The organism is Ensifer sp. GW821-FHT05G01 (genome assembly GCF_059419585.1).
This window is the reverse complement of sequence record NZ_JBWKSC010000004.1, coordinates 252,490-273,586: the sequence shown is the minus strand read 5'-3', so window position 1 is coordinate 273,586 and position 21,097 is coordinate 252,490. Positions and strand designations below refer to the sequence as shown.

General features: G+C 62.9%; 16 protein-coding genes. 15 read left to right on the top strand and 1 reads right to left on the bottom strand.

Going from position 1 to position 21,097, the window contains the following annotated elements; translation table 11 throughout:
* The first annotated feature begins 80 nt into the window (after positions 1-80).
* The 5 genes from ftsW to AC07UR_RS12520 all read left to right on the top strand — a co-directional run bounded on the left by ftsW (position 81) and on the right by AC07UR_RS12520 (position 5,499).
* Positions 81-1,235: a putative lipid II flippase FtsW gene (ftsW, locus tag AC07UR_RS12540; protein ID WP_112810274.1), complete on the top strand. Its 1,155-nt coding sequence runs from the start codon at positions 81-83 to the stop codon at positions 1,233-1,235.
* Between the two features lie 3 nt (positions 1,236-1,238).
* Positions 1,239-2,363 carry an undecaprenyldiphospho-muramoylpentapeptide beta-N-acetylglucosaminyltransferase gene (murG, locus tag AC07UR_RS12535; RefSeq protein ID WP_173420608.1) on the top strand — a complete coding sequence of 375 codons (1,125 nt, stop codon included), beginning with the start codon at positions 1,239-1,241 and terminating at the stop codon, positions 2,361-2,363.
* Positions 2,360-3,769 (top strand): UDP-N-acetylmuramate--L-alanine ligase, encoded by a 1,410-nt coding sequence (gene murC / locus AC07UR_RS12530; RefSeq protein WP_173420607.1) that lies wholly within the window; start codon positions 2,360-2,362, stop codon positions 3,767-3,769. Before murG ends, murC begins: the two co-directional genes overlap by 4 nt.
* A 2-nt stretch (positions 3,770-3,771) precedes the next feature.
* Entirely contained in the window at positions 3,772-4,746 is a 975-nt protein-coding gene (murB, locus tag AC07UR_RS12525) for a UDP-N-acetylmuramate dehydrogenase (protein ID WP_209790709.1), read from the top strand.
* Positions 4,747-5,040: 294 nt separating this feature from the next.
* Positions 5,041-5,499 carry a hypothetical protein gene (locus tag AC07UR_RS12520; protein ID WP_494700196.1) on the top strand — a complete coding sequence of 153 codons (459 nt, stop codon included), beginning with the start codon at positions 5,041-5,043 and terminating at the stop codon, positions 5,497-5,499.
* A 372-nt stretch (positions 5,500-5,871) separates the two neighbouring features.
* Here AC07UR_RS12520 and AC07UR_RS12515 read toward each other — a convergent pair whose 3' ends face one another.
* Positions 5,872-7,182 (bottom strand): MFS transporter, encoded by a 1,311-nt coding sequence (locus AC07UR_RS12515; RefSeq protein WP_209790711.1) that lies wholly within the window; start codon positions 7,180-7,182, stop codon positions 5,872-5,874.
* A 322-nt stretch (positions 7,183-7,504) separates the two neighbouring features.
* Here AC07UR_RS12515 and aqpZ point away from each other — a divergent pair, with 322 nt between their 5' ends.
* The 10 genes from aqpZ (at position 7,505) to ligA (ending at position 20,979) form a co-directional block, all read left to right on the top strand.
* A complete protein-coding gene (aqpZ, locus tag AC07UR_RS12510; protein WP_209790712.1) occupies positions 7,505-8,230 on the top strand; it encodes an aquaporin Z in 726 nt (241 codons plus the stop codon).
* A 372-nt stretch (positions 8,231-8,602) separates the two neighbouring features.
* The gene (locus tag AC07UR_RS12505) at positions 8,603-9,529 is read left to right on the top strand and encodes a D-alanine--D-alanine ligase (protein WP_209790713.1); all 927 of its coding nucleotides are present in this window, start codon (positions 8,603-8,605) and stop codon (positions 9,527-9,529) included.
* A gap of 32 nt (positions 9,530-9,561) precedes the next feature.
* On the top strand, positions 9,562-10,467 hold the full coding sequence (ftsQ, locus tag AC07UR_RS12500) for a cell division protein FtsQ (RefSeq protein ID WP_234941881.1): 906 nt from the start codon (positions 9,562-9,564) through the stop codon (positions 10,465-10,467).
* The gene (gene ftsA, locus AC07UR_RS12495; RefSeq protein ID WP_209790714.1) at positions 10,464-11,795 is read left to right on the top strand and encodes a cell division protein FtsA; all 1,332 of its coding nucleotides are present in this window, start codon (positions 10,464-10,466) and stop codon (positions 11,793-11,795) included. Before ftsQ ends, ftsA begins: the two co-directional genes overlap by 4 nt.
* A gap of 105 nt (positions 11,796-11,900) precedes the next feature.
* Positions 11,901-13,670, top strand: coding sequence for a cell division protein FtsZ (gene ftsZ / locus AC07UR_RS12490; protein ID WP_173420599.1), 1,770 nt, complete (start codon positions 11,901-11,903; stop codon positions 13,668-13,670).
* 338 nt (positions 13,671-14,008) lie between these two features.
* Complete coding sequence (lpxC, locus tag AC07UR_RS12485) at positions 14,009-14,962, top strand: UDP-3-O-acyl-N-acetylglucosamine deacetylase (protein ID WP_173420598.1); 954 nt, start codon at positions 14,009-14,011, stop codon at positions 14,960-14,962.
* A 172-nt stretch (positions 14,963-15,134) separates the two neighbouring features.
* Complete coding sequence (locus AC07UR_RS12480) at positions 15,135-16,001, top strand: outer membrane protein assembly factor BamD (protein WP_173420597.1); 867 nt, start codon at positions 15,135-15,137, stop codon at positions 15,999-16,001.
* A gap of 20 nt (positions 16,002-16,021) precedes the next feature.
* Positions 16,022-17,695 (top strand): DNA repair protein RecN, encoded by a 1,674-nt coding sequence (gene recN / locus AC07UR_RS12475; RefSeq protein ID WP_209790715.1) that lies wholly within the window; start codon positions 16,022-16,024, stop codon positions 17,693-17,695.
* Between the two features lie 86 nt (positions 17,696-17,781).
* Positions 17,782-18,744, top strand: coding sequence for a hypothetical protein (locus tag AC07UR_RS12470; protein WP_209790716.1), 963 nt, complete (start codon positions 17,782-17,784; stop codon positions 18,742-18,744).
* Positions 18,745-18,825: 81 nt separating this feature from the next.
* Positions 18,826-20,979 (top strand): NAD-dependent DNA ligase LigA, encoded by a 2,154-nt coding sequence (gene ligA, locus AC07UR_RS12465; protein WP_209790717.1) that lies wholly within the window; start codon positions 18,826-18,828, stop codon positions 20,977-20,979.
* The last annotated feature ends 118 nt before the right edge of the window (positions 20,980-21,097 follow it).

The following is a 21,097-nucleotide window of genomic DNA, read 5'->3' as shown; positions in this document are numbered from 1 at the left end:
CCGTAGCGCGCGGCAGGTGGCGGTGATGCCGGGGTTTCGGACGTTTGGCGCAAGCGCGCCTGATAAAGGGGACTGACAAGATGGTAAGCCGAGCCGAACGTGGCCCTGTGGCCGACTGGTTCTGGACGATCGACAGGTTCTTCCTGGCGACCTTCATCCTGTTGATGGGCGTCGGCTTCATGCTGTCCTTTGCGGCAAGCCCGGCGGTCGCCGAGCGCATCGGTCTCGACAGCTTCCACTTCGTCAAGCGCCACGCCGTCTTCCTCTTGCCGTCGCTGGTGGTGATGGTCGCGATCTCCTTCCTCTCCCCCCGTCAGGTGCGCCGAGCGGCGATCATCCTGCTCGGCGTGTCGCTCTCGATGATGGTGCTGGTCCTGTTCATTGGCCAGGAGGTCAAGGGCTCCATGCGCTGGATCTCGATTGCCGGCATCTCCATCCAGCCCTCCGAATTCATGAAGCCGGCCTTCGTCGTCGTCTGCGCCTGGCTGTTTTCCGAACATGCGCGCCAGCCGGAAATTCCCGGCAACCTTTTTGCCATCCTGCTCTTCGGCATCGTCGGCGCACTGCTCGTCGCCCAGCCCGACCTTGGCCAGACCATCCTGACGACCGCGGTCTGGGGCGGCATGTTCTTCATGGCCGGCATGCCGTGGCTGTGGATCATCGTGCTTGCGGGTGCTGCCTTCGGCGGCTTCTTCGTCGCCTATACCATGCTGCCGCACGTCGCCGGCCGTATCGACAAGTTCCTGACCGGGGAAGGCGACACCTTCCAGATGGACACGGCGCGCGAGGCGATCATCCGCGGCGACTGGTTCGGTCGTGGTCCGGGCGAAGGCATCGTCAAGCGCATCATTCCCGATAGTCACACCGACTTCGTGTTCTCGGTGGCCGCCGAAGAGTTCGGCATCGTCTTCTGCATGCTGATCGTGATGATCTTTGCCTTCCTGGTGCTGCGCGGCCTCAACCACGCCTTCCGCGAGCGCAACGACTTCAACCGTTTTGCCGTCGCCGGCCTCGTGCTACAGATCGGCATCCAGTCGATGATCAACATCGGCGTGAACCTCGAACTGCTTCCGGCCAAGGGCATGACCCTGCCGCTGATCTCCTATGGCGGTTCGTCCATGGTGGCGATCTGCGTCACCGCCGGCTTCATCCTGGCGCTCACGCGCCATCGCCCGGAGAAGCGCGCCGTGGAGCGCAGCCTGTTTCGGTCCGGCATCGGCGTGCCGGCGGAGTAAAGTATGACCAAAGGCATCATCCTTCTTGCCGCCGGGGGAACCGGCGGCCATCTGTTTCCAGCCGAGGCGCTGGCCCACGAGCTGAAAGCCAACGGCTATTCGGTGCATCTGGTGACGGACAGCCGGGCGGAACGTTTCGCCGGCAAGTTTCCGGCCGACGAGGTGCATGTCGTACCGTCGGCGACCATCGGCTCGAAGAACCCCATCCATGTCGTGCGCTCGCTGTGGACGCTGTGGACCGGCATGCGCGCCGCGCGCCGGCTGATTGCCCGCCTGCGGCCGAAGGCCGTCGTCGGCTTCGGGGGCTACCCGACCGTGCCGCCGCTTCTGGCTGCGACCGGCATGGGCGTGCCGTCGATGATCCACGAGCAGAACGCTGTCATGGGCCGCGCCAACAAGGCGCTCGCCTCCCGCGTCAAGGCGATTGCCGGCGGCTTCCTGCCTGAAGGAACCGGCGCCTTTGCAGCAAAGACGGTGACGACGGGCAATCCGGTGCGCCCCGCGGTGCTCGAGGCCGCGAACGTTGCCTATGGCGCTTCAGCGGGCGAAGCACCGTTTCACCTTGTCGTCTTCGGCGGCAGCCAGGGCGCGCAGTATTTTTCGAAGGCCGTCCCGCAGGCGATCTGCCGTCTCGACGACGCACTTCGCCAGCGGCTGAAGGTGACGCAGCAGGCGCGTCCGGAAGACCGCGACGGCGTCATTGCCACCTATGAGAAGCTCGGCGTTCCCGCCGACGTCTCGCCGTTCTTCACCGACATGGCCGAGCGTATCGCCGATGCCCAGCTCGTCATCTGCCGCTCCGGCGCATCGACGGTTTCCGAGCTTGCCGTCATCGGCCGGCCGGCGATCCTCGTTCCCTATCCCTATGCGCTCGATCACGACCAGGCGGCCAATGCGGCGGCCATTGCTGCCAAGGGCGGGGCCAAGGTGATCGTCCAGGCGGAGCTGACCGCCGAGCGCCTGGCCGGCATTCTCGCCGATGCCATGGCCAATCCGCAATCGCTGGCGCAGATGGCCGCGCATGCGCGCGAAACCGGAAAGCCGGACGCCGCGCGCTTGCTTGCGAGCATGGTAGAGGCTATTGCCAGCGGTTTGACAGTCGAGACATTCAAGGAAAAACGCTCATGAAAATGCCGAAGACGATCGGTCTGGTCCATTTTATCGGTATCGGCGGTATCGGCATGAGCGGCATTGCCGAGGTTCTGCACAATCTCGGTCACCGGGTGCAGGGCTCCGACCAGTCCGATAGTGCCAATGTCCAGCGCCTGCGCGAAAAGGGCATCGAAGTGTTCGTCGGTCACAAGGCCGAGAACATCGGTGACGCCGAAGTCGTCGTCGTTTCGACGGCGATCAAGAAGGACAACCCCGAACTGATCGCCGCGCGCGAAAAGCTGCTGCCGGTCGTGCGCCGCGCCGAGATGCTCGCCGAGCTGATGCGCTTCCGCAATGCGATCGCCATCGGCGGCACGCACGGCAAGACGACGACGACCTCGATGGTCGCAGCCCTTCTTGATGCCGGCGGCCTCGACCCGACGGTCATCAACGGCGGCATCATCAATGCCTACGGCACCAATGCCCGCATGGGCGAGGGCGAGTGGATGGTGGTGGAGGCCGACGAATCCGACGGCACGTTCCTGAAGCTGCCGGCAGACGTCGCTATCGTCACCAATATCGACCCGGAGCATCTCGACCATTACGGCAATTTCGACGCCGTGCGCGCAGCGTTCCGCCAGTTCGTCGAGAACGTGCCGTTCTACGGCTTCGGCGTGCTTTGCCTCGATCACCCCGAAGTGCAGACCATGGTCAGCAAGATCGAGGATCGCAAGGTCGTCACCTACGGCGAAAACCCGCAAGCCGACGTGCGCTTCCACAATATCCGCATGGATGGCGCCACCTCCGTCTTCGACGTCGAGATCCGCCGCCGCCGGACCGGCCAAGTGATCACGATGAAGGATCTGCGCCTGCCGATGCCCGGCCGCCACAACGTCTCGAACGCAACGGCTGCAATCGCGGTTGCCCAGCGCCTCGGTGTCAGCCCGGAAGCGATCGCCAAGGGGCTTGCCTCTTTCGGCGGCGTCAAGCGCCGCTTCACCTTTACCGGCGACTGGAACGGCGTGCGCGTCTATGACGACTACGGCCACCATCCGGTCGAGATCAAGGCGGTGCTGCGGGCCGCGCGCGAGGCGTGCCAGGGCCGAATCATCGCCGTGCACCAGCCGCACCGCTACTCGCGGCTCGCTAGCCTGTTTGAAGATTTTTCCGCCTGCTTCAACGACGCCGATACGATCCTGATCGCGCCTGTCTATGCGGCGGGTGAAGATGCCATCGACGGCATCAACGCCGAAGAGCTTGTCAATCGCATCAAGGCGGGCGGTCATCGCGACGCCCGGTATGTGGTCGGCCCCGAAACAATCGCGCCGGTTGTCAGCAAGATTGCGCAGCCGGGTGATTTTGTGGTTCTCTTGGGGGCTGGCAGCATCACCTACTGGGCTGCCGCATTGCCACGGGAACTCGCAGACATTTCAGGAAATTGAGTATGAAACAGGTCAACGGTCAGAAACTACTCGAAGCACTCGGAAGCGGGGTCAGCGCCGTTCGCGGCCGCATCACGCCCGACGCGCCGATGGATCGCGTGACCTGGTTCCGCGCCGGCGGTCTTGCCGAGCTGATGTTCCAGCCGCACGACACCGACGATCTCGTCACCTTCCTGAAGCTGGTTCCGGCGGACGTGCCCGTCATGGTCATGGGCGTCGGCTCCAACCTGCTGGTGCGCGACGGCGGCATTCCCGGCGTGGTCATCCGGCTGTCGGCCAAGGGTTTTGGCGATCTCGAACTCGTCGGCGAGAACCGCATCAAGGCCGGCGCGATCTGCCCGGACAAGAACATCGCGGCGATGGCGCTCGATAACGGCATCGGCGGCTTCTACTTCTACTACGGCATTCCCGGTGCCATCGGCGGCGCTCTGCGCATGAATGCCGGCGCCAACGGCTCAGAGACGCGCGAGCGCGTCGTCGAGGTGCATGCGGTCGATCGCCAGGGTAATGCCCATGTGCTGTCGAATGCCGATATGGGCTACGGCTATCGTCATTCCTCGGCGGCGAAGGATTTGATCTTCACGCATGCCATCTTCGAAGGCTATCCCGAGGACAAGAACAAGATCCGCACCGACATGGACGCCGTGCGCCAGCACCGCGAAACCGTACAGCCGATCCGCGAAAAGACCGGGGGATCGACCTTCAAGAACCCTGAGGGACATTCGGCCTGGAAGCTGATCGACGAAGCCGGTTGCCGCGGCATGATGATCGGCGGCGCGCAGATGTCGCCGCTGCACTGCAACTTCATGATCAACACCGGCCAAGCGACCGGCTACGAGCTGGAGTATCTCGGCGAGACCGTGCGCAACCGCGTGCTCGAACATTCCGGCGTCCGGCTGGAATGGGAGATCAAGCGCATCGGCACCTTCATGCCGGGCTACGAGATCAAGGAATTCCTCGGCCGCGGCATCGCCTGAGGTTGAGTGAACAGGCATATTGAGAAGGGCCGTAGCGGCGACGCTGCGGCCTTTTGTTTATCTGGCGAGCGGTATGACCTGCACCACTCTGCTCAGGGAAAGAACAGTGGATCGGAGAACGCCACCATTGGGCAGCGACTGCCACCTGGGTCTTTGATAAAGAATGCCGTATTCCCAGTGCAGCAGTGACGTCCCAGGAGAAAAGCGCGAGTGAGTTGCCTGCAAAAACTGTCGCCCGTGAGGTCGTTCCTCTTTCTCGCTCTGTTGGCCAATTTCGTATTCGTTGTGCCCGCCATGGCGATGGATGAGGTTCGCCTGCGCGCTGTCGTGGCTTCGCTGGGCGACGGTGCTGAAGCACAACGTCTCGAAGCCAAGGTTGCCGATTTCGTGAAATCTGGCGATCAGGCCGGGCTTGTGAAGCTGGCCGAACAGATCGAGATGAAGGACGGTGATTTCTTGGAGAGCCTGGATACGATCCCCAACTTGCAGCAAATCGGGGTTTCCATGGGGCCATGCCATCACGCCAACATTGCCATCAGGCTCATTGCGATGTCGATCTCCGAAGGCGCACAGCCAGCCATCCGAAGCGGCGCGATCATGCTCGACGGTACGGAGGTCGACAACACTTTCGCTGAATCGATGCACCGCTGTGAGCTGATTGCCGGGCTTCCCAAGCCTGCTCGGCAGATCGGTTCGAGCTGCGCAATGACCGGGGACTGCGGCGACGATCCTGACCTTGCGACACCACAGTGAGCCGTCACTTTATTGGCCGAGCTGGTCACGGAGCTGGCCGACACGACGGTCAAGACATCGACGAAGATCGAGGCTTCCCGGATCCGGCGTAGGAAGTCCGCTGAGATCAGGCCGTCTGCCGGAGATTTCGCCAGCCGACCCGGCCAAAACAGAAGGGGTACACAGGCTCCGTCATGCTCGGGCTTGACCCGAGCATCCAGGCTTCACTCCCTATGAGGGAGGTCCGGGCGCGGATCCTCGGGTCAAGCCCGAGGATGACGGGAGGAGAGGGGTTGGCCACCTCAAACTCCGGGATCAATGCAAAGAGCCGCAGCGTTGCCGCTGCGGCTCTTCTTGTTCGTGGCCGGCTGCGAAGTCGCAGCCAATCCAATATCAGGCTGAAACCTCTTCCTCGGTGGACAGGACCAGGCACACGAGCGTGATCGCGGCGGCCGCCAGCAGGTAGTAGCCGACATAATCCAGGCTGTAGTTGGTCGCGAGCCAGGTGGCGATGTAGGGCGCCAGCGACGCGCCGAAGATACCGGCGAGGTTGAAGGTCATCGACGCGCCGGTGTAGCGCACCGAGGTTGGGAACGGGGCGGCAAGGGCTGCGCCGATCGGACCATAGGTGAGCCCCATCAGGCCGAGACCGAGGATGGAGAACAGGAAGGCGCCGCCAAGACCGCCCGCCAAAAGCGGGGCCATGACGAGGCCGAAGGCGCCGATGGCGATGGTGGTGACGATCAGCACCAGGCGGCGACCGTAGCGGTCCGACAGGATGCCCGAGACCGGGATCATCAGGCCGAAGAACACCACGCCGGTCATCTGCACCACGAGGAACTGCTCACGCGAGTAGCCAAGCTTGGCCGTGCCCCAGGACAGCGAGAACACTGTCATCAGGTAGAACAGGACGAAGGTGGCGAGCGCCACGAAGGTGCCGAGCACGAGGCTGCGCTTGTGGAAGCGGAAGATCTGCGCGATCGGAACCTGCACGCGCTCGTGCTTGTCGATCGCCTTCTGGAATTCCGGTGTCTCGGTGATTTTCAGGCGGACATAGAGGCCGACGATCACGAGCAGAATGCTGGCAACGAAGGGCACGCGCCATCCCCAGGCGAGGAAGGCCTCGTCGGTCATGACTTCGCCGAGGATGAGGAAGGTGCCGGCCGACAGGATGAAGCCGATCGGCGCGCCGAGCTGCGGGAACATGGCATACCAAGTGCGCTTGCCTTCCGGCGCATTCTCGGTGGCGAGCAGCACGGCGCCGCCCCATTCGCCACCGAGGCCGAGGCCCTGGCCGAAGCGGCAAAGGGCCAGCAGCAGCGGGGCTGCGACGCCGATCGAGGCATAGGTCGGCAGAAGACCGATGACGACGGTGGAAATGCCCATGGTCATCAAGGCGGCCACCAGCGTCACCTTGCGGCCGACCTTGTCACCGTAATGGCCGAAGATCACCGCGCCGAACGGGCGGGCGAAGAAGGCGATGGAGAAGGTGGCGAAGGACTGCAGCATCGCCGATGTCGGGTCCGACGTCGGGAAGAAGAGGTGCGGGAAGACCAGCACGGCTGCGGTGGCGTAAACGTAGAAGTCGAAGAATTCGATGGTGGTGCCGACGAGGCTGGCGAACAGCACCCGGGCAGGGGAGTTCACTGCCGGCGTCTGCAACGCGCTATCCTTCGGCGACAGGGAGGGTGTCGCGTCTGTCATTGTTGTCGTTCCTGATATGGATGTCATGCCGTCTTGGGAGGCGGTTCGGGCGTCGTAACGCAAGTTTCCGCACGATGAAACCCTGAATTCGTAAGAAGTGCGAACGAATCCCTGGGGTGACGCAGCATTATTCCGGGGCTGCATGGCTTCGGTGGATGGAGGGATTCGTTGCCGCCGAAATAGGCACTGCAGCGCGTGTGCCGTGTCCGATTTCGTGTTTTGCGCGCGCTGGCGGCCCGCCGCAACCGGGGTTGACCGGAATCAAAATGTGGCAAACTCTGGCCGACAGAAGCAATGGGCTTCGGTTTTCGGGAGAGAGTGCATGTTCAAGAAGCTTTCTGCGGAATTTCTCGGTACATTCTGGCTCGTTTTCGGCGGTTGCGGCAGTGCGGTGCTGGCAGCTGCCTTTCCTGAGGTCGGCATCGGCCTGCTCGGCGTCTCCTTCGCTTTCGGTCTCACCGTTCTCACCATGGCCTATGCCGTCGGAGGCATTTCAGGCGGGCATTTCAACCCGGCCGTTTCCGTTGGCCTGACCGTTGCCGGCAAGTTTCCGGCGTCCAGCCTGGTCGGCTATATCATCGCCCAGGTGGCGGGTGCGATCGTCGCGGCTGCCGTCCTTTATGTCATTGCCAGCGGCAAGGCGGACTTCCAGCTCGGTGGCTTTGCCGCCAACGGCTTTGGCGAACATTCGCCCGGCGGCTATTCGCTGACTGCGGCGCTGGTCATGGAGGTGGTGATGACCTTCTTCTTCCTGTTCATCATTCTCGGCGCCACCCACGGCCGCGTGCCCTCAGGTTTCGCACCGATCGCCATCGGCCTGGCGCTGACCCTGATCCACCTGGTGTCGATCCCGGTCACCAATACGTCGGTCAATCCGGCCCGCTCGACGGGGCAGGCACTGTTCGTCGGCGACTGGGCGCTTTCGCAGCTCTGGCTCTTCTGGCTAGCTCCGATCGTCGGTGCGGCGATCGCCGGTATCGTCTGGAAGATTGTCGGTGAAGACGAGGTATCGCTCGCGCATAATTCCCTTAAGGAGAAATTGGCCTGACAAGAATATCGTGCAGCAAATCTGAGCTGTTCGGCGTCTTCACCCATCACGTTTGACGCTTGGCGCTCCGCTGAAAATGCCGCCAATCACTAAGGCCCCGCATCGAACTGGTGCGGGGCCTTCATTTTTTAGTAGTTTGTGTTTTGTGTAAGCAGGTCGCGGCAAGTCGCTGATTTCGCGCCGGAAAGTGTTGTATTCACTGCGTTTTCGCGCGCCGCTGCCGATCGTTTCCCGACTAAGGTTAATAAAAGTAAACGGTTCATTAACTATAATGCCGCTCTAGTGCCCCCAATGGCCACCGGCGACTCGCGATGCCGGAACAAGCCAGACGCAAGCAAGCGCTGCGATAGTGGCGTATTTTCGGGGGTATGAATGAACGGCAAGCATGTAGCTGTCCTTATGGGCGGATTTTCTTCGGAGCGACCGGTTAGTCTGTCGTCCGGGGCTGCGTGCGCCGATGCTCTGGAAGCGGAAGGTTTCCGCGTTACGCGTGTAGACGTCGCGCGCGACGTCGCCTCTGTGCTTGCCGCGCTGCGCCCCGACGTCGCCTTCAATGCACTGCATGGCCCCTTCGGCGAAGACGGCACGATCCAGGGCATCCTCGAATATCTGGAAATTCCCTACACCCATTCCGGCGTGCTGGCCTCGGCGCTCGCCATGGACAAGGCGCAGGCAAAGCATGTGGCTGCCGCGTCCGGCATTCCGGTTGCTGAAGCGCTCGTCATGGATCGCAAGGCATTTGGCCCGAAGCATCCGATGAAGCCGCCTTACGTCGTCAAGCCGGTTTGCGAGGGCTCGAGCTTCGGCGTCGTGATCGTCAAGGAAGATCAGTCGCACCCGCCGCAGGTCGTGACCTCCAGCGAGTGGCGCTATGGCGACCGAATCATGGTCGAGCGTTATGTCGCCGGCCGCGAACTCACCTGCGGCGTCATGGGCGACAAGGCGCTTGGCGTCACCGAAATCATCCCGCAGGGCCACGCCTTCTACGATTACGATTCCAAATACGTAAAAGGTGGCTCGCAACACGTCATTCCGGCACAGGTTTCACCAAATATTTACCAAAAAATACAAACACTCGCATTGAAGGCGCATCAGGCAATTGGTTGCCGCGGCGTCAGCCGATCCGACTTTCGCTTCGACGACCGTGGCTCCGATGAAGGCGAACTGATCTGGCTGGAAATCAACACCCAGCCCGGCATGACCCCGACCTCCCTGGTGCCTGAAATGGCTCAGCATGCGGGCCTTGGCTTTGGCGAGTTTCTGACGTGGATGGTGGAGGACGCTTCGTGCTTGCGGTAAGGGGCAAAAGGGGCAAGAGAGTTCGTGACCCGCTGGGCGCAGTTGCCGCCGAGGCGGATGGCGCACGCGTTCTGCCGCGTCCGCTTCGCAAGGCCGTGCGCTTCCTGGTCAGCCTCGGTAGTGGCCGTGTCCGCTTTCCCGCCCACACCGGCACGATTGCCGCCATCGCCTTTTTTGCCGCCACCGGTTTTTACGGCATGTCGCTCGGCGGTCACACACAGAACGTCGCGCAGGCGTCGACGACCGCGGCCGGCTTTGCCATCGAGGATGTGCGCGTCTCTGGCAACGAGCAGACGTCTGAGATCGATATCCTTCAGCAGCTTGGCCTTGACGGCACGACGTCGCTTGTGGCGCTCGACATCATCGAGGCGCGCAAGCTGATCGCCGAACTGCCCTGGGTTCAGGGCGTGACCGTCCGCAAGGTCTACCCGAGCACAATCGAAGTGACGCTCACCGAGCGCAAGGCCTTCGGCATCTGGCAGCACGGTTCCGACCTGTCGCTGATCGAGCGCAGCGGCAGCGCGATCGCGCCGCTGCGCGACAACAAGTTTGCGGCGCTTCCGCTGTTCGTCGGTCGTGACGCCGAGACGGCGGCGGCCGATTTCTACGACGAGTTTTCCCGCTGGCCTGAAATTCGCTCGCGGGTGAAGGCCTTCGTGCGCGTTGCCGGCCGTCGCTGGGACCTGCGCCTCGACAACGGCATCGTCGTCAAGCTGCCGGAACACGATGTCGCCCGCGCGATGCAGGTTCTCTCCGACATGGAAAGCCAGCATCAGCTGCTCGAGCGCGACATCGCAGCCGTCGATCTCAGGCTGGAAGATCGGACCACAGTTCAATTGACGCCGGGTGCGGTCAGCCGGCGCGAAGTTGCCTTGAAGGCGAGGGACAAGATGTTGAAGGCGCAGGAGACGGAGAAGAAGAAAGAGGGGCGGATATGAGTTTGTTCGGTTCCTCCAGCTTTGGCCTGCCGCGCCTGAAGCCGCTTTCTTCGAAGCGGTCTCATGTCGTCTCGGTGCTGGATATCGGTTCGACCAAGATCGTGTGCATGATCGGCCGGCTGACGCCGCGCGCCGAAAGCCAGATCCTGCCCAATCGCACGCATAGCGTCGAGATCATCGGCATCGGCCACCAGAAATCCCGCGGCGTGAAGAACGGCGTCGTGGCCGATCTCGATGCGGTCGAAAGCGTCGTGCGGCTCGCCGTCGATGCGGCCGAGCGCATGGCCGGCCTCACCATCGACAGCCTGATCGTCAACATTTCCGCCGGCCGCCTGCAGAGCGACGTCTATACCGCGACCATCGACCTCGGTGGCCAGGAAGTGGACGCCAGCGACTTGAAGCGCGTTCTGTCGGCCGCCGGCCAGCAGTCGCTGCGCTCCGACCGCGCCATCCTGCATTCGCTGCCGACCGGCTTCTCGCTCGACGGCGAGCGCGGCATCCGTGATCCGCTCGCCATGTTCGGCGATGTTTTGGGCGTCGACATGCACGTGCTGACGGCCGAGCGGGCCGCGCTGAAGAATCTCGAACTTTGCGTCAACCGAGCGCATCTCTCGGTCGAAGGCATCGTCGCGACGCCCTATGCCAGCGGTCTGGCGGCTCTCGTCGACGATGAAGTCGAACTGGGCTGTGCCGCGATCGACATGGGCGGCGGCACGACGACGATCTCGGTCTTTGCCGACGGCAAGCTGGTTCATGCGGACGCGGTCAACCTTGGCGGCCACCATGTGACGACGGATCTGGCGCGCGGTCTTTCGACCCGCATCGAAGACGCCGAGCGGCTGAAGGTCGTGCACGGTTCGGCACTTCCGAACAGCGCCGACGAGCGCGACATCGTCTCGGTCCCGCCGATCGGCGAGGACGACCGCGATCAGCCGACCCATGTGCCGCGCGCGCTCGTTTCGCGGATCGTGCGTGCCCGCATCGAGGAAACGCTGGAACTCATCCGCGATCGCATCCAGCGCTCGGGCTTCAGCCCGATCGTCGGCAAGCGCATCGTCCTGACCGGTGGCGCCAGCCAACTGACCGGCCTGCCGGAAGCGGCGCGCCGCATCCTCGCACGTAATGTTCGCATCGGCCGTCCGCTCGGCGTTTCCGGGCTGCCGACTGCTGCCAAGGGACCGGCGTTCTCCACGGCCGTCGGCCTGATGATCTATCCGCAGGTCGCCGACCTCGAAACACATGCGACCCATGGCGGCATGTTTTCGTCGATCGGCAACGGCAACGGCCGCATCGCCCGCATGGGCCAGTGGCTGAAGGAAAGTTTTTGAGTAGCACTGGTGCCGAACAGGGACGGCACCGGTGAAGACAAATTTGGAATTTCAAGGATTTGGTCGGCTCGGCAAGGCGGCCAGAAAACAGAAGGAACGGGTACTATGACTATCAACTTGCAGAAGCCGGATATCACGGAGCTGAAGCCCCGCATCACCGTCTTTGGTGTTGGCGGCGGCGGCGGCAATGCCGTCAACAACATGATCACCGCGGGTCTTGAAGGCGTCGACTTCGTCGTTGCCAACACCGACGCGCAGGCACTGACCATGACCAAGGCAGAGCGCGTCATCCAGATGGGTGTCGCCGTGACCGAAGGTCTTGGCGCCGGCTCGCAGCCGGAAGTCGGCCGTGCGGCTGCCGAAGAGTGCATCGACGAGATCATCGATCACCTGCACGGCACCCACATGTGCTTCGTCACCGCCGGCATGGGCGGCGGCACCGGCACCGGTGCAGCCCCGATCGTCGCACAGGCCGCCCGCAACAAGGGCATCCTGACCGTCGGCGTCGTCACCAAGCCGTTCCATTTCGAAGGCCAGCGCCGCATGCGTCTGGCTGACCAGGGCATTGCCGAACTGCAGAAGTCGGTCGACACCCTGATCGTTATCCCGAACCAGAACCTTTTCCGCATCGCCAATGACCGCACGACGTTTGCCGATGCGTTCGCGATGGCCGACCAGGTCCTCTATTCGGGCGTTGCCTGCATCACCGACCTCATGGTCAAGGAAGGCCTCATCAACCTCGACTTCGCCGACGTCCGCTCGGTGATGCGTGAAATGGGCCGCGCCATGATGGGCACCGGCGAAGCCTCGGGCGAGGGCCGTGCAATGGCCGCCGCCGAAGCTGCTATCGCCAACCCGCTGCTCGACGAAACCTCGATGAAGGGCGCGCAGGGCCTGCTGATCTCCATCACCGGCGGTCGCGACCTGACGCTGTTCGAACTCGACGAAGCGGCAACCCGCATCCGCGAAGAAGTCGACCCGGACGCCAACATCATCCTCGGCGCCACATTCGACGAAGAACTCGAAGGCCTGATCCGCGTATCGGTCGTTGCGACCGGCATCGATCGCACGGCCGCGGAGGTAGCCGGTCGTTCGGCTGACTTTCGTTCGGTAGCAGCCCAGAAGCCGATCATCCGCCCGTCGGCAGCCATTCCGGCCCAGCAGCCGGCTGTTGCCCACCACCAGCCCGCTCCGGTTCAGCAGCCGGTCGCCCAGCCGGTGCAGCAGCAGAACTCCGTCGACCAGATCGCGCTTGCGATCCGCGAAGCGGAAATGGAACGCGAACTCGATATCGCGACCCGTGCCGCCACCCAGGCACCAGCACCGATGCAGCAGGCCCATGAGGACTTCCGTCCCCAGAGCAAGCTTTTTGCCGGTGCTGCACCGGTAGAGGCCGCTCCTGTCATGCGCCAGCCGGCCCCGGTTCAGCGTCCGGTCGAAATGCCTGTTCACGCACAGGTCCAGCCGCAGCCGGTTCAGCGCCAGGAGCCGATCGCTCCGGTCATCCGCCAGCAGGCCGAGCCGGTTCGCATGCCGAAGGTCGAAGACTTCCCGCCGGTCGTGAAGGCCGAGATGGACCAGCGCGCCCAGCCGGCGCCGCAGATGCCGGAAGAACGCGGCCCGATGGGCCTCTTGAACCGCATCACCAGCTCGCTCGGCCTGCGCGAAAAGGAAAGCCACAGCGTTTCCGCCGACATGACGGCTGGTGCGCCGGCTGCCGCTTCCCAGCAGCGCCGTCCGCTGTCGCCCGAAGCCAGCCTCTATGCGCCGCGTCGCGGCCAGCTTGACGATCACGGTCGCGCCGCACCGCAGGCGCGCTCGCACGAAGATGATCAGCTCGAGATCCCGGCGTTCCTGCGCCGTCAATCGAACTGATCTTGAAGGCCCGTTCCTTCACCTTGCCGAGTGCCCGGGCTAACGCCCGGGCATTTTTGCATTTCCGTCATTTTTTCAATAGGTTGCTTTGGCTGCCTCGTCCGTCGCAAATGCGTAACAAAGCGAAACGAACAGTGATTTGGAATGGTGCCTCAGAACCTCTATTTTCAGACTCGGAATTGGGGATGCATGCGATTCGATCACGCGCTGTCTGTTCGAAACGCAGAGTTCCGACCTTTGTGTCGAAACTCTCGGGCGCCTTTCTTGTGCCCTGAAAACCGCTGCATCCGCCTGATGTTTGGGCCCTGGGGCCATAGGTATTGAAAGTGACGACGAGAATGGGAATCGAATTGCTCGGGTTTCAGACCACGATTGCTAGCCCGGTAACGCTCAAGGGAATTGGCGTTCATTCCGGCGCCGAGGTGGAAATCACCTTCCATCCGGCCGAAGCCGATGCGGGCATCGTTTTCCAGCGCGTTCTTTCCAACGGTCGCCTGAGCGAGTTCAAGGCGGTGTCGTCGCAGGTCGGCAATACCGATCTCTGCACTGTTCTCGGCATGTCGCCGGCCACCTCGATCGCGACGATCGAGCATGTGATGGCGGCCATCTACGCGCTCGGCCTCGACAACCTGACCATCGAGGTTCACGGCGCCGAGATGCCGATCATGGACGGCAGCTCAGAACCCTTTATCGACGCGATTGAACAGGTCGGCGTTCGTGCGCTTGCGGTCAAGCGTCGCTACATCCGCGTGATCAAGCCGGTCAGAATCGAATCGGGCGCGTCCTGGTCGGAGTTCACGCCCTATGACGGCATGCGCTTCGAGGTGGAGATCGATTTCGATTGCCCGTTGATCGGACGCCAGGCCTGGAAGGGCGACATGACGCCTTCGGTGTTCAAGCGCGAACTGTCGCGTGCCCGCACCTTCGGCTTCATGCGCGACGTCGAGCGCCTCTGGGCGGCCGGCTACGCGCTGGGTTCGTCGCTCGAAAATTCGGTCGTGATTTCCGACGACAATTCGGTCATCAACGTCGAAGGCCTTCGCTACACAGACGAATTCGTGCGCCACAAGACGCTCGACGCTGTTGGCGACCTGTCGCTTGCCGGCGCGCCGTTCATCGGCTGCTACCGTTCCTACCGCGGTGGTCACAAGATGAACGCAAATGCGCTCAAGGCTCTGCTCAGCGATCCCTCGGCCTACGAGGTTGTCGAAACCGCCACACCACGCCAGCGCACCCGTGCGCGCGACATGGTTGCGGTTGCAGTTCCGGGCTTCGCGCCCTGGTCCGCATAACAACAAAAGGACACTCTCCTCCAGTCGCCGGCCGAAAGGCCGGCATTTTCATGTCGGCGCCGCCACAAATTTGCATGAATCACCGATCATGACGTTGCGGTCTTGAGGCAACTTGCTCTAAAAGCGCATGTCTGGCGGGGTCCATGCCCGCAGAATGGAACGGGAATATCCGATGGTTCTTGCAGTTTCTGTTGATTTGAAGAAGTCAGCGCGTGTGTTCGCCGTGGTTGTCGCGGCCGTTGCCGGCAGCGCCCTGATTACCGCCTGCCAGAACGATCCCGATATCGACATCACCAAGCTGACGGCCGAGACCGATCCGCCGGAAGTGCTGTACAACCAGGGTCTTGCCAACCTCAATGCCGGCAAGACCGGCGAGGCGGCGCGCAAGTTCGAAGCGCTCGACAGGCAGCACCCGTTCTCCGAATACGCCCGCAAGGCGCTGGTAATGAACGCGTTCGTTTCCTACCGTAACGGTCAGTACCAGGAGGCGATCAACGCCACCGGTCGCTACCTCAACCTCTATCCGCAGTCCGAAGATGCTGCCTACGCGCAGTACATCCAGGGCCTTGCCTATACCAAGCAGATCCCGGCGGTGACGCAGGATCAGAAGCCGGCGTTCAAGGCGATCGAGGCGATGCAGGCCGTCGTCGACAGGTATCCGGACTCGCAATATGTCGAGGATGCGCAGTCGAAGATCCGCTTTGCCCGTGACCAGCTCGCCGGCAAGGAAATGCAGGTCGGCCGCTATTATCTCGAGCGCAAGGAATATCTCGCCGCCGTGTCGCGTTTCCGCACCGTCGTCGAGCAGTATCCCAATACCAACCAGGTTGAAGAGGCTCTGGCCCGTCTGGTCGAAGCTTACTACGCCATGGGCGTGACCTCCGAAGCGCAGACCGCTGCCGCCGTTCTCGGACACAACTATCCTGACAGCCAGTGGTATGGTGATTCGTTCAAGCTGCTGCAGTCGGGTGGTCTCGAGCCACGCGAAAGCGGAAGTTCCTGGATTGCGCGCGCAGGCAAGAAGCTGATCGGCGCCTGATACGGAAGATTTGACCCCGGATGCTCGCCCAGATTTCGATCCGCGATATCGTCCTGATTGAACGGCTTGATCTGGCGTTCGAGGCCGGACTTTCCGTGCTGACCGGTGAGACCGGCGCGGGTAAATCCATTCTTCTCGACAGTCTGTCGCTCGCCCTTGGCGGGCGCGGCGACGGCTCGCTGGTGCGTCATGGTTCCGACAAGGGGCAGGTGACGGCGGTGTTCGACGTGCCGATGGGGCACTCGGCGCGGCTGATGCTGCGCGACAATGGCATCGACGATGACGGCGACCTGATCTTCCGTCGGGTGCAGTCGGCCGATGGCCGCACAAAAGCTTTCGTCAACGACCAACCGGTCAGCGTGCAGCTGATGCGGCAGCTCGGCCAGACGCTGGTCGAAATCCACGGACAGCATGACGACCGGGCGCTGGTCGATATCGACGCCCACCGCACGCTGCTCGACGCCTTCGGCGGCACGACCGACGAGGCCGAACAGGTTTCCGGTCTCTATCGTGCCTGGAAGGACGCCGAGCGTGGGCTGAAGAAACACCGCGAGCGCGTCGAGGCAGCGGCCCGCGAGGCCGACTATCTGCGCTCTTCGGTCGAAGAACTGGAAAAACTCAATCCGCGCGACGGTGAAGAGGATGAGCTCGCCGAAAAGCGCGCCCGGATGATGAAGTCCGAGCGCATTGCCGGCGACATCAACGAAGCGTCCGAATTCCTGAACGGCAATGGCTCGCCGGTTCCGCTGATCGCCTCGCTCGTGCGCCGGCTCGAGCGCAAGAGCCATGAGGCGCCCGGCCTGCTCGAAGAAACCGTCGAGCTGCTCGACGGCGCGCTCAACCAGCTTTCCGACGCGCAGATGGCCGTCGAGCGGGCGTTGCGCAACACCGAATTCGATCCGAAGGAGCTGGAGCGGGTGGAAGAACGCCTGTTTGCGCTCCGTGGCGCCAGCCGCAAATATTCCGTGCCGGTTGCCGAGCTTCCTGCACTGGCCGTCCGGATGATTTCCGATCTCGCCGACCTCGACGCCGGTGAAGAGAAACTGAAGCAGCTCGATGCGCAGGTGGGCGCTGCACGGGTGGCCTTCGACGCTGCCGCGCGCACGCTGTCCGACAAGCGCCAAAGCACCGCGTCGGCGCTGTCGGCCGCCGTCATGGCCGAGCTGCCGGCACTGAAGCTCGAGCGCGCCCGCTTCATGGTGGAAGTGCAGAGCGACGCCGCGCAGCCGACCGCAGACGGAATCGATCTCGTCGAATTCCATGTCCAGACCAATCCGGGCACCCGGCCGGGACCGATCATGAAGGTGGCGTCCGGGGGCGAGCTTTCGCGCTTCCTGCTGGCGCTGAAGGTGGCGCTTGCCGACCGCGGCTCGGCGCCGACACTCGTCTTCGACGAAATCGATACCGGCGTCGGTGGCGCGGTTGCCGATGCGATCGGCCAGCGGCTGAAGCGGCTTTCCGGCACGGTGCAGGTGCTTTCCGTCACCCACGCGCCGCAGGTGGCCGCACGCGCGGCAACACATCTCCTGATCTCCAAGGGGCCATCGGCCGAGAAGGCCGAGATGATCTCGACCCGCGTCGCCCGCATGGACGACAAGGCCCGCACGGAGGAAATCGCCCGCATGCTCGCCGGCGCCTCGATCACCGAAGAGGCGAGGGCGGCTGCCGCAAGGTTGCTGTCCGGCAATGGTTAGGACTCCTACGTCTTCTCGCCAGGTTGCCGGGCCCTCCGCGTCCGTGTTTTTATTCGTCTTTGGCGGATTGGCGGGCGGCATAGCGCATGTGGGAGAGACTACAGCAGCGACTTCAGCTTCGGCTGGAGCAGATGCGCAAGCATCCAGAGCTGATCGTGATCTATTCGCTCGCCTTCGTCGGTTACATCCTGACGATAAAGGAAGCGGACAAACAGCTCGGAGCGCTTGGTATCCTGACAGTGGTCGGCGCGACCGCGGTCCTTCCTTTTGTGGTCGCGCGGCTTTCAGGTCTGCGCAGCATCGAATTGCCGGAGGAAAGCGATGGCTGGATCGAGTCGCCCGGCCTTCTGCGTTCCAGCATGGAGGACGAGCGTCCGTATCTGGTTCGTATCCCGCCTTCGACCGCGGTTGCCTATGATGTGATCCGCAAGGCGCAGGATGTCTTCCAGAGCGACGCGATCGATCCGGAGGAGGATATGAAGGCCTTCTTCTCCGATCCCTACAGCCTGATCTGCCTGCAGGATTCGGACGACCATATCTTCGGTTTCACCGACTATTACGTCTTCGAGAAGAACCACTTCAAGCTGTTCCTGCAAGGCGACTACGGCTTCGACGATCTGCTTGCCAACGGGCTGCTCGCCCATCCGAAAGCGCGCAAGGCCAAGGTGGTCTATCTCGCCACCATCCTTAATCTGAGCTACCTGCTTGATTCCATGCGCAGCGAACGCCGACGGCAAAACGGCATTCTTGTCTGGGCGACGGTGTCGGCGATCCTAGAGTACCAGGAGTTTCCGCCTGAAGGTATCGACCTCTACGGCATCGGCTGGGACAAGGGCGGCGCCGCCATCCTGAAGATGTTCGGGCTGGAGCCGGTCGGTCGTGTCATGCGAGGCCTTGCCGAAGGCAAATGGATCTACACCCGACGCGGCATTCACCGGCAGGATCTGGAGGTGATACGCGCCCGCTACCAGAAGCGATACGAACGTTGGTGCGAACTGGAGATCCGCCGCTGCGCCGATGTCGCACCGAGTGTCGTTTCCGCCGGATGATCAGGGGAGCTTGCTCGCGGTCGCTCTTTTCTTTCCCGGCAGTTGCTCTAAAAAACGACTCCCAATCCGGAGTCGTCGCGCATGTCCAGTGAACTGAAACCCGTCGAGAACCTCACCGAAACGGAAGCTGCCGGGGAGCTGGCTTTTCTCGCCTCCGAGCTCGCCCGTCACGATGCGCTCTATCACGGCAACGACGCGCCGGAGATCACGGACGCGGACTATGACGCGCTGAAACGGCGCAACGACGCGATCGAGGCGCGGTTCCCGACACTCATTCGCGAGGACAGCCCGTCGAAGAAGGTGGGGGCGGCCCCCTCGGTCACGTTCCAGCCGGTCGTCCACGCCCGGCCGATGCTGTCGCTCGACAACACGTTTTCCGACGAAGACGCTCGCGATTTTGTCGCTTCCGTCTACCGCTTCCTCGGTCAGCTGCCCGACAACTCGATCGCTTTTACCGCCGAGCCCAAGATCGACGGTCTCTCGATGTCGCTGCGCTACGAAAACCGGAAGCTGGTGACGGCGGCGACGCGCGGCGACGGCACGACAGGTGAAAACGTCACCGCCAATATCCGCACCATCGGCATGATCCCGCAGACGCTGCCGGCTGGCGCACCTGAGATTGTCGAGGTGCGCGGTGAAATCTACATGGGGAAATCGGACTTCGCCGCCCTCAACGCCGAGATGGCAGCACTCGGCAAGCCGCTCTACGTCAATCCGCGCAACACCGCGTCAGGCTCGCTGCGCCAGCTCGACGCCAAGGTGACGGCCAGCCGCAAGCTGCGCTTCTTTGCCTATGCCTGGGGCGAGATGTCGGAAATGCCGGCCGATACCCAGTTCGGCATGGTGGAAGCGTTCAAGGCCTGGGGCTTCCCGGTTAACCCGCTGATGCAGCGGATCTCGTCCGCCGACGAACTGCTCGCGCACTACCATCACATCGAGCGCGAGCGCCCGGATCTCGATTACGATATCGACGGCGTGGTCTACAAGGTCGACAGTCTCGACCTGCAGGCCCGCCTCGGCTTCCGCTCGCGCTCGCCGCGTTGGGCGACGGCGCACAAATTCCCGGCCGAGCAGGCGTTTACGCGGCTGACGGCCATCGACATCCAGGTGGGCCGCACCGGCGCGCTGACGCCGGTCGCACGGCTGGAGCCGATCACCGTCGGCGGCGTCGTCGTCACCAACGCCACACTGCACAACGAGGATTACATCAAGGGGCTCGGCAACTCAGGCGAGCCGATCCGCGAGGGCCGCGACATCCGCATCGGCGACATGGTCATCGTCCAGCGCGCCGGCGACGTCATCCCGCAGATCGTCGATGTTGTCATGGACGAGCGCAAGGAGGGGAACGAACCCTATCGTTTTCCAACGACATGCCCCGTCTGCGGCAGCCATGCGGTGCGCGACATCAACGAGAAATCCGGCAAGGTTGATGCGGTGCGCCGCTGCACCGGCGGCTTCGTCTGCCGGGCGCAGGCGGTCGAGCATTTGAAGCATTTCGTCTCGCGCAATGCCTATGACATCGAGGGTCTCGGTTCCAAGCAGATCGAGTTTTTCTTCGAAAGCGAGGATCCGACGCTGTCGATCCGCACGGCCGCCGATATCTTCACGCTGGAGAAGCGCCAGGAGGCATCGCTGACGAAGCTCGAGAATATCGACGGCTTCGGCCGTGTCAGCGTGCGCAAGCTCTATGATGCGATCAATACGCGGCGCTCGATCGCGCTCAACCGCTTCATCTATGCGCTCGGCATCCGTCATGTCGGCGAGACCACGGCCAAGCTGCTGGCGCGCTCCTACGGCACTTATGCGACCTTCGGTGCGGCCATGGGCGAGGCCGGCAGCTTTACCGGCGATGCCTGGAACGAGCTCAACAGCATCGACGGGATCGGCGAAGTGGTCGCGCGCGCCATCGTCGAATTCTACAAGGAGCCGCGCAATCTCGAAGTGGTGACGCGGCTGCTTGCGGAGGTCACGCCTGAAGACGCGGAAAAGCCGGTTGCCAGTGACAGCCCGGTCGCCGGCAAGACCGTCGTCTTTACCGGTTCGCTCGAAAAGATGACGCGCGACGAGGCCAAGGCGAGGGCAGAAAGCCTCGGCGCCAAGGTGGCAGGTTCTGTGTCGAAGAAGACCGATATCGTCGTCGCCGGTCCGGGCGCGGGCTCCAAGCTCGACAAGGCCCGCGAGCTGGGCGTGCAGACGATGGACGAGGACGAGTGGCTGGCGCTGATCGCGGGCTGATGCATTTCCAGGAAAAGTGCGAAGCGGCTTTTCGTCAAGACATGCGTAAAACAAGGAGATAGAGCGTTTCCGCGGGGTCGTTCAGACTGGAAACGCTCTGATGCCTGCCGATCAGGCG

Coding starts and splice junctions, on each gene's coding strand:
- ftsW (WP_112810274.1), top strand. CDS start 81: ATGGTAAGCCGAGCCGAACGTGGCCCTGTGGCCGACTGGTTCTGGACG.
- murG (WP_173420608.1), top strand. CDS start 1,239: ATGACCAAAGGCATCATCCTTCTTGCCGCCGGGGGAACCGGCGGCCAT.
- murC (WP_173420607.1), top strand. CDS start 2,360: ATGAAAATGCCGAAGACGATCGGTCTGGTCCATTTTATCGGTATCGGC.
- murB (WP_209790709.1), top strand. CDS start 3,772: ATGAAACAGGTCAACGGTCAGAAACTACTCGAAGCACTCGGAAGCGGG.
- AC07UR_RS12520 (WP_494700196.1), top strand. CDS start 5,041: ATGGCGATGGATGAGGTTCGCCTGCGCGCTGTCGTGGCTTCGCTGGGC.
- AC07UR_RS12515 (WP_209790711.1), bottom strand. CDS start 7,182: ATGACAGACGCGACACCCTCCCTGTCGCCGAAGGATAGCGCGTTGCAG.
- aqpZ (WP_209790712.1), top strand. CDS start 7,505: ATGTTCAAGAAGCTTTCTGCGGAATTTCTCGGTACATTCTGGCTCGTT.
- AC07UR_RS12505 (WP_209790713.1), top strand. CDS start 8,603: ATGAACGGCAAGCATGTAGCTGTCCTTATGGGCGGATTTTCTTCGGAG.
- ftsA (WP_209790714.1), top strand. CDS start 10,464: ATGAGTTTGTTCGGTTCCTCCAGCTTTGGCCTGCCGCGCCTGAAGCCG.
- ftsZ (WP_173420599.1), top strand. CDS start 11,901: ATGACTATCAACTTGCAGAAGCCGGATATCACGGAGCTGAAGCCCCGC.
- lpxC (WP_173420598.1), top strand. CDS start 14,009: ATGGGAATCGAATTGCTCGGGTTTCAGACCACGATTGCTAGCCCGGTA.
- AC07UR_RS12480 (WP_173420597.1), top strand. CDS start 15,135: ATGGTTCTTGCAGTTTCTGTTGATTTGAAGAAGTCAGCGCGTGTGTTC.
- recN (WP_209790715.1), top strand. CDS start 16,022: ATGCTCGCCCAGATTTCGATCCGCGATATCGTCCTGATTGAACGGCTT.
- AC07UR_RS12470 (WP_209790716.1), top strand. CDS start 17,782: ATGTGGGAGAGACTACAGCAGCGACTTCAGCTTCGGCTGGAGCAGATG.
- ligA (WP_209790717.1), top strand. CDS start 18,826: ATGTCCAGTGAACTGAAACCCGTCGAGAACCTCACCGAAACGGAAGCT.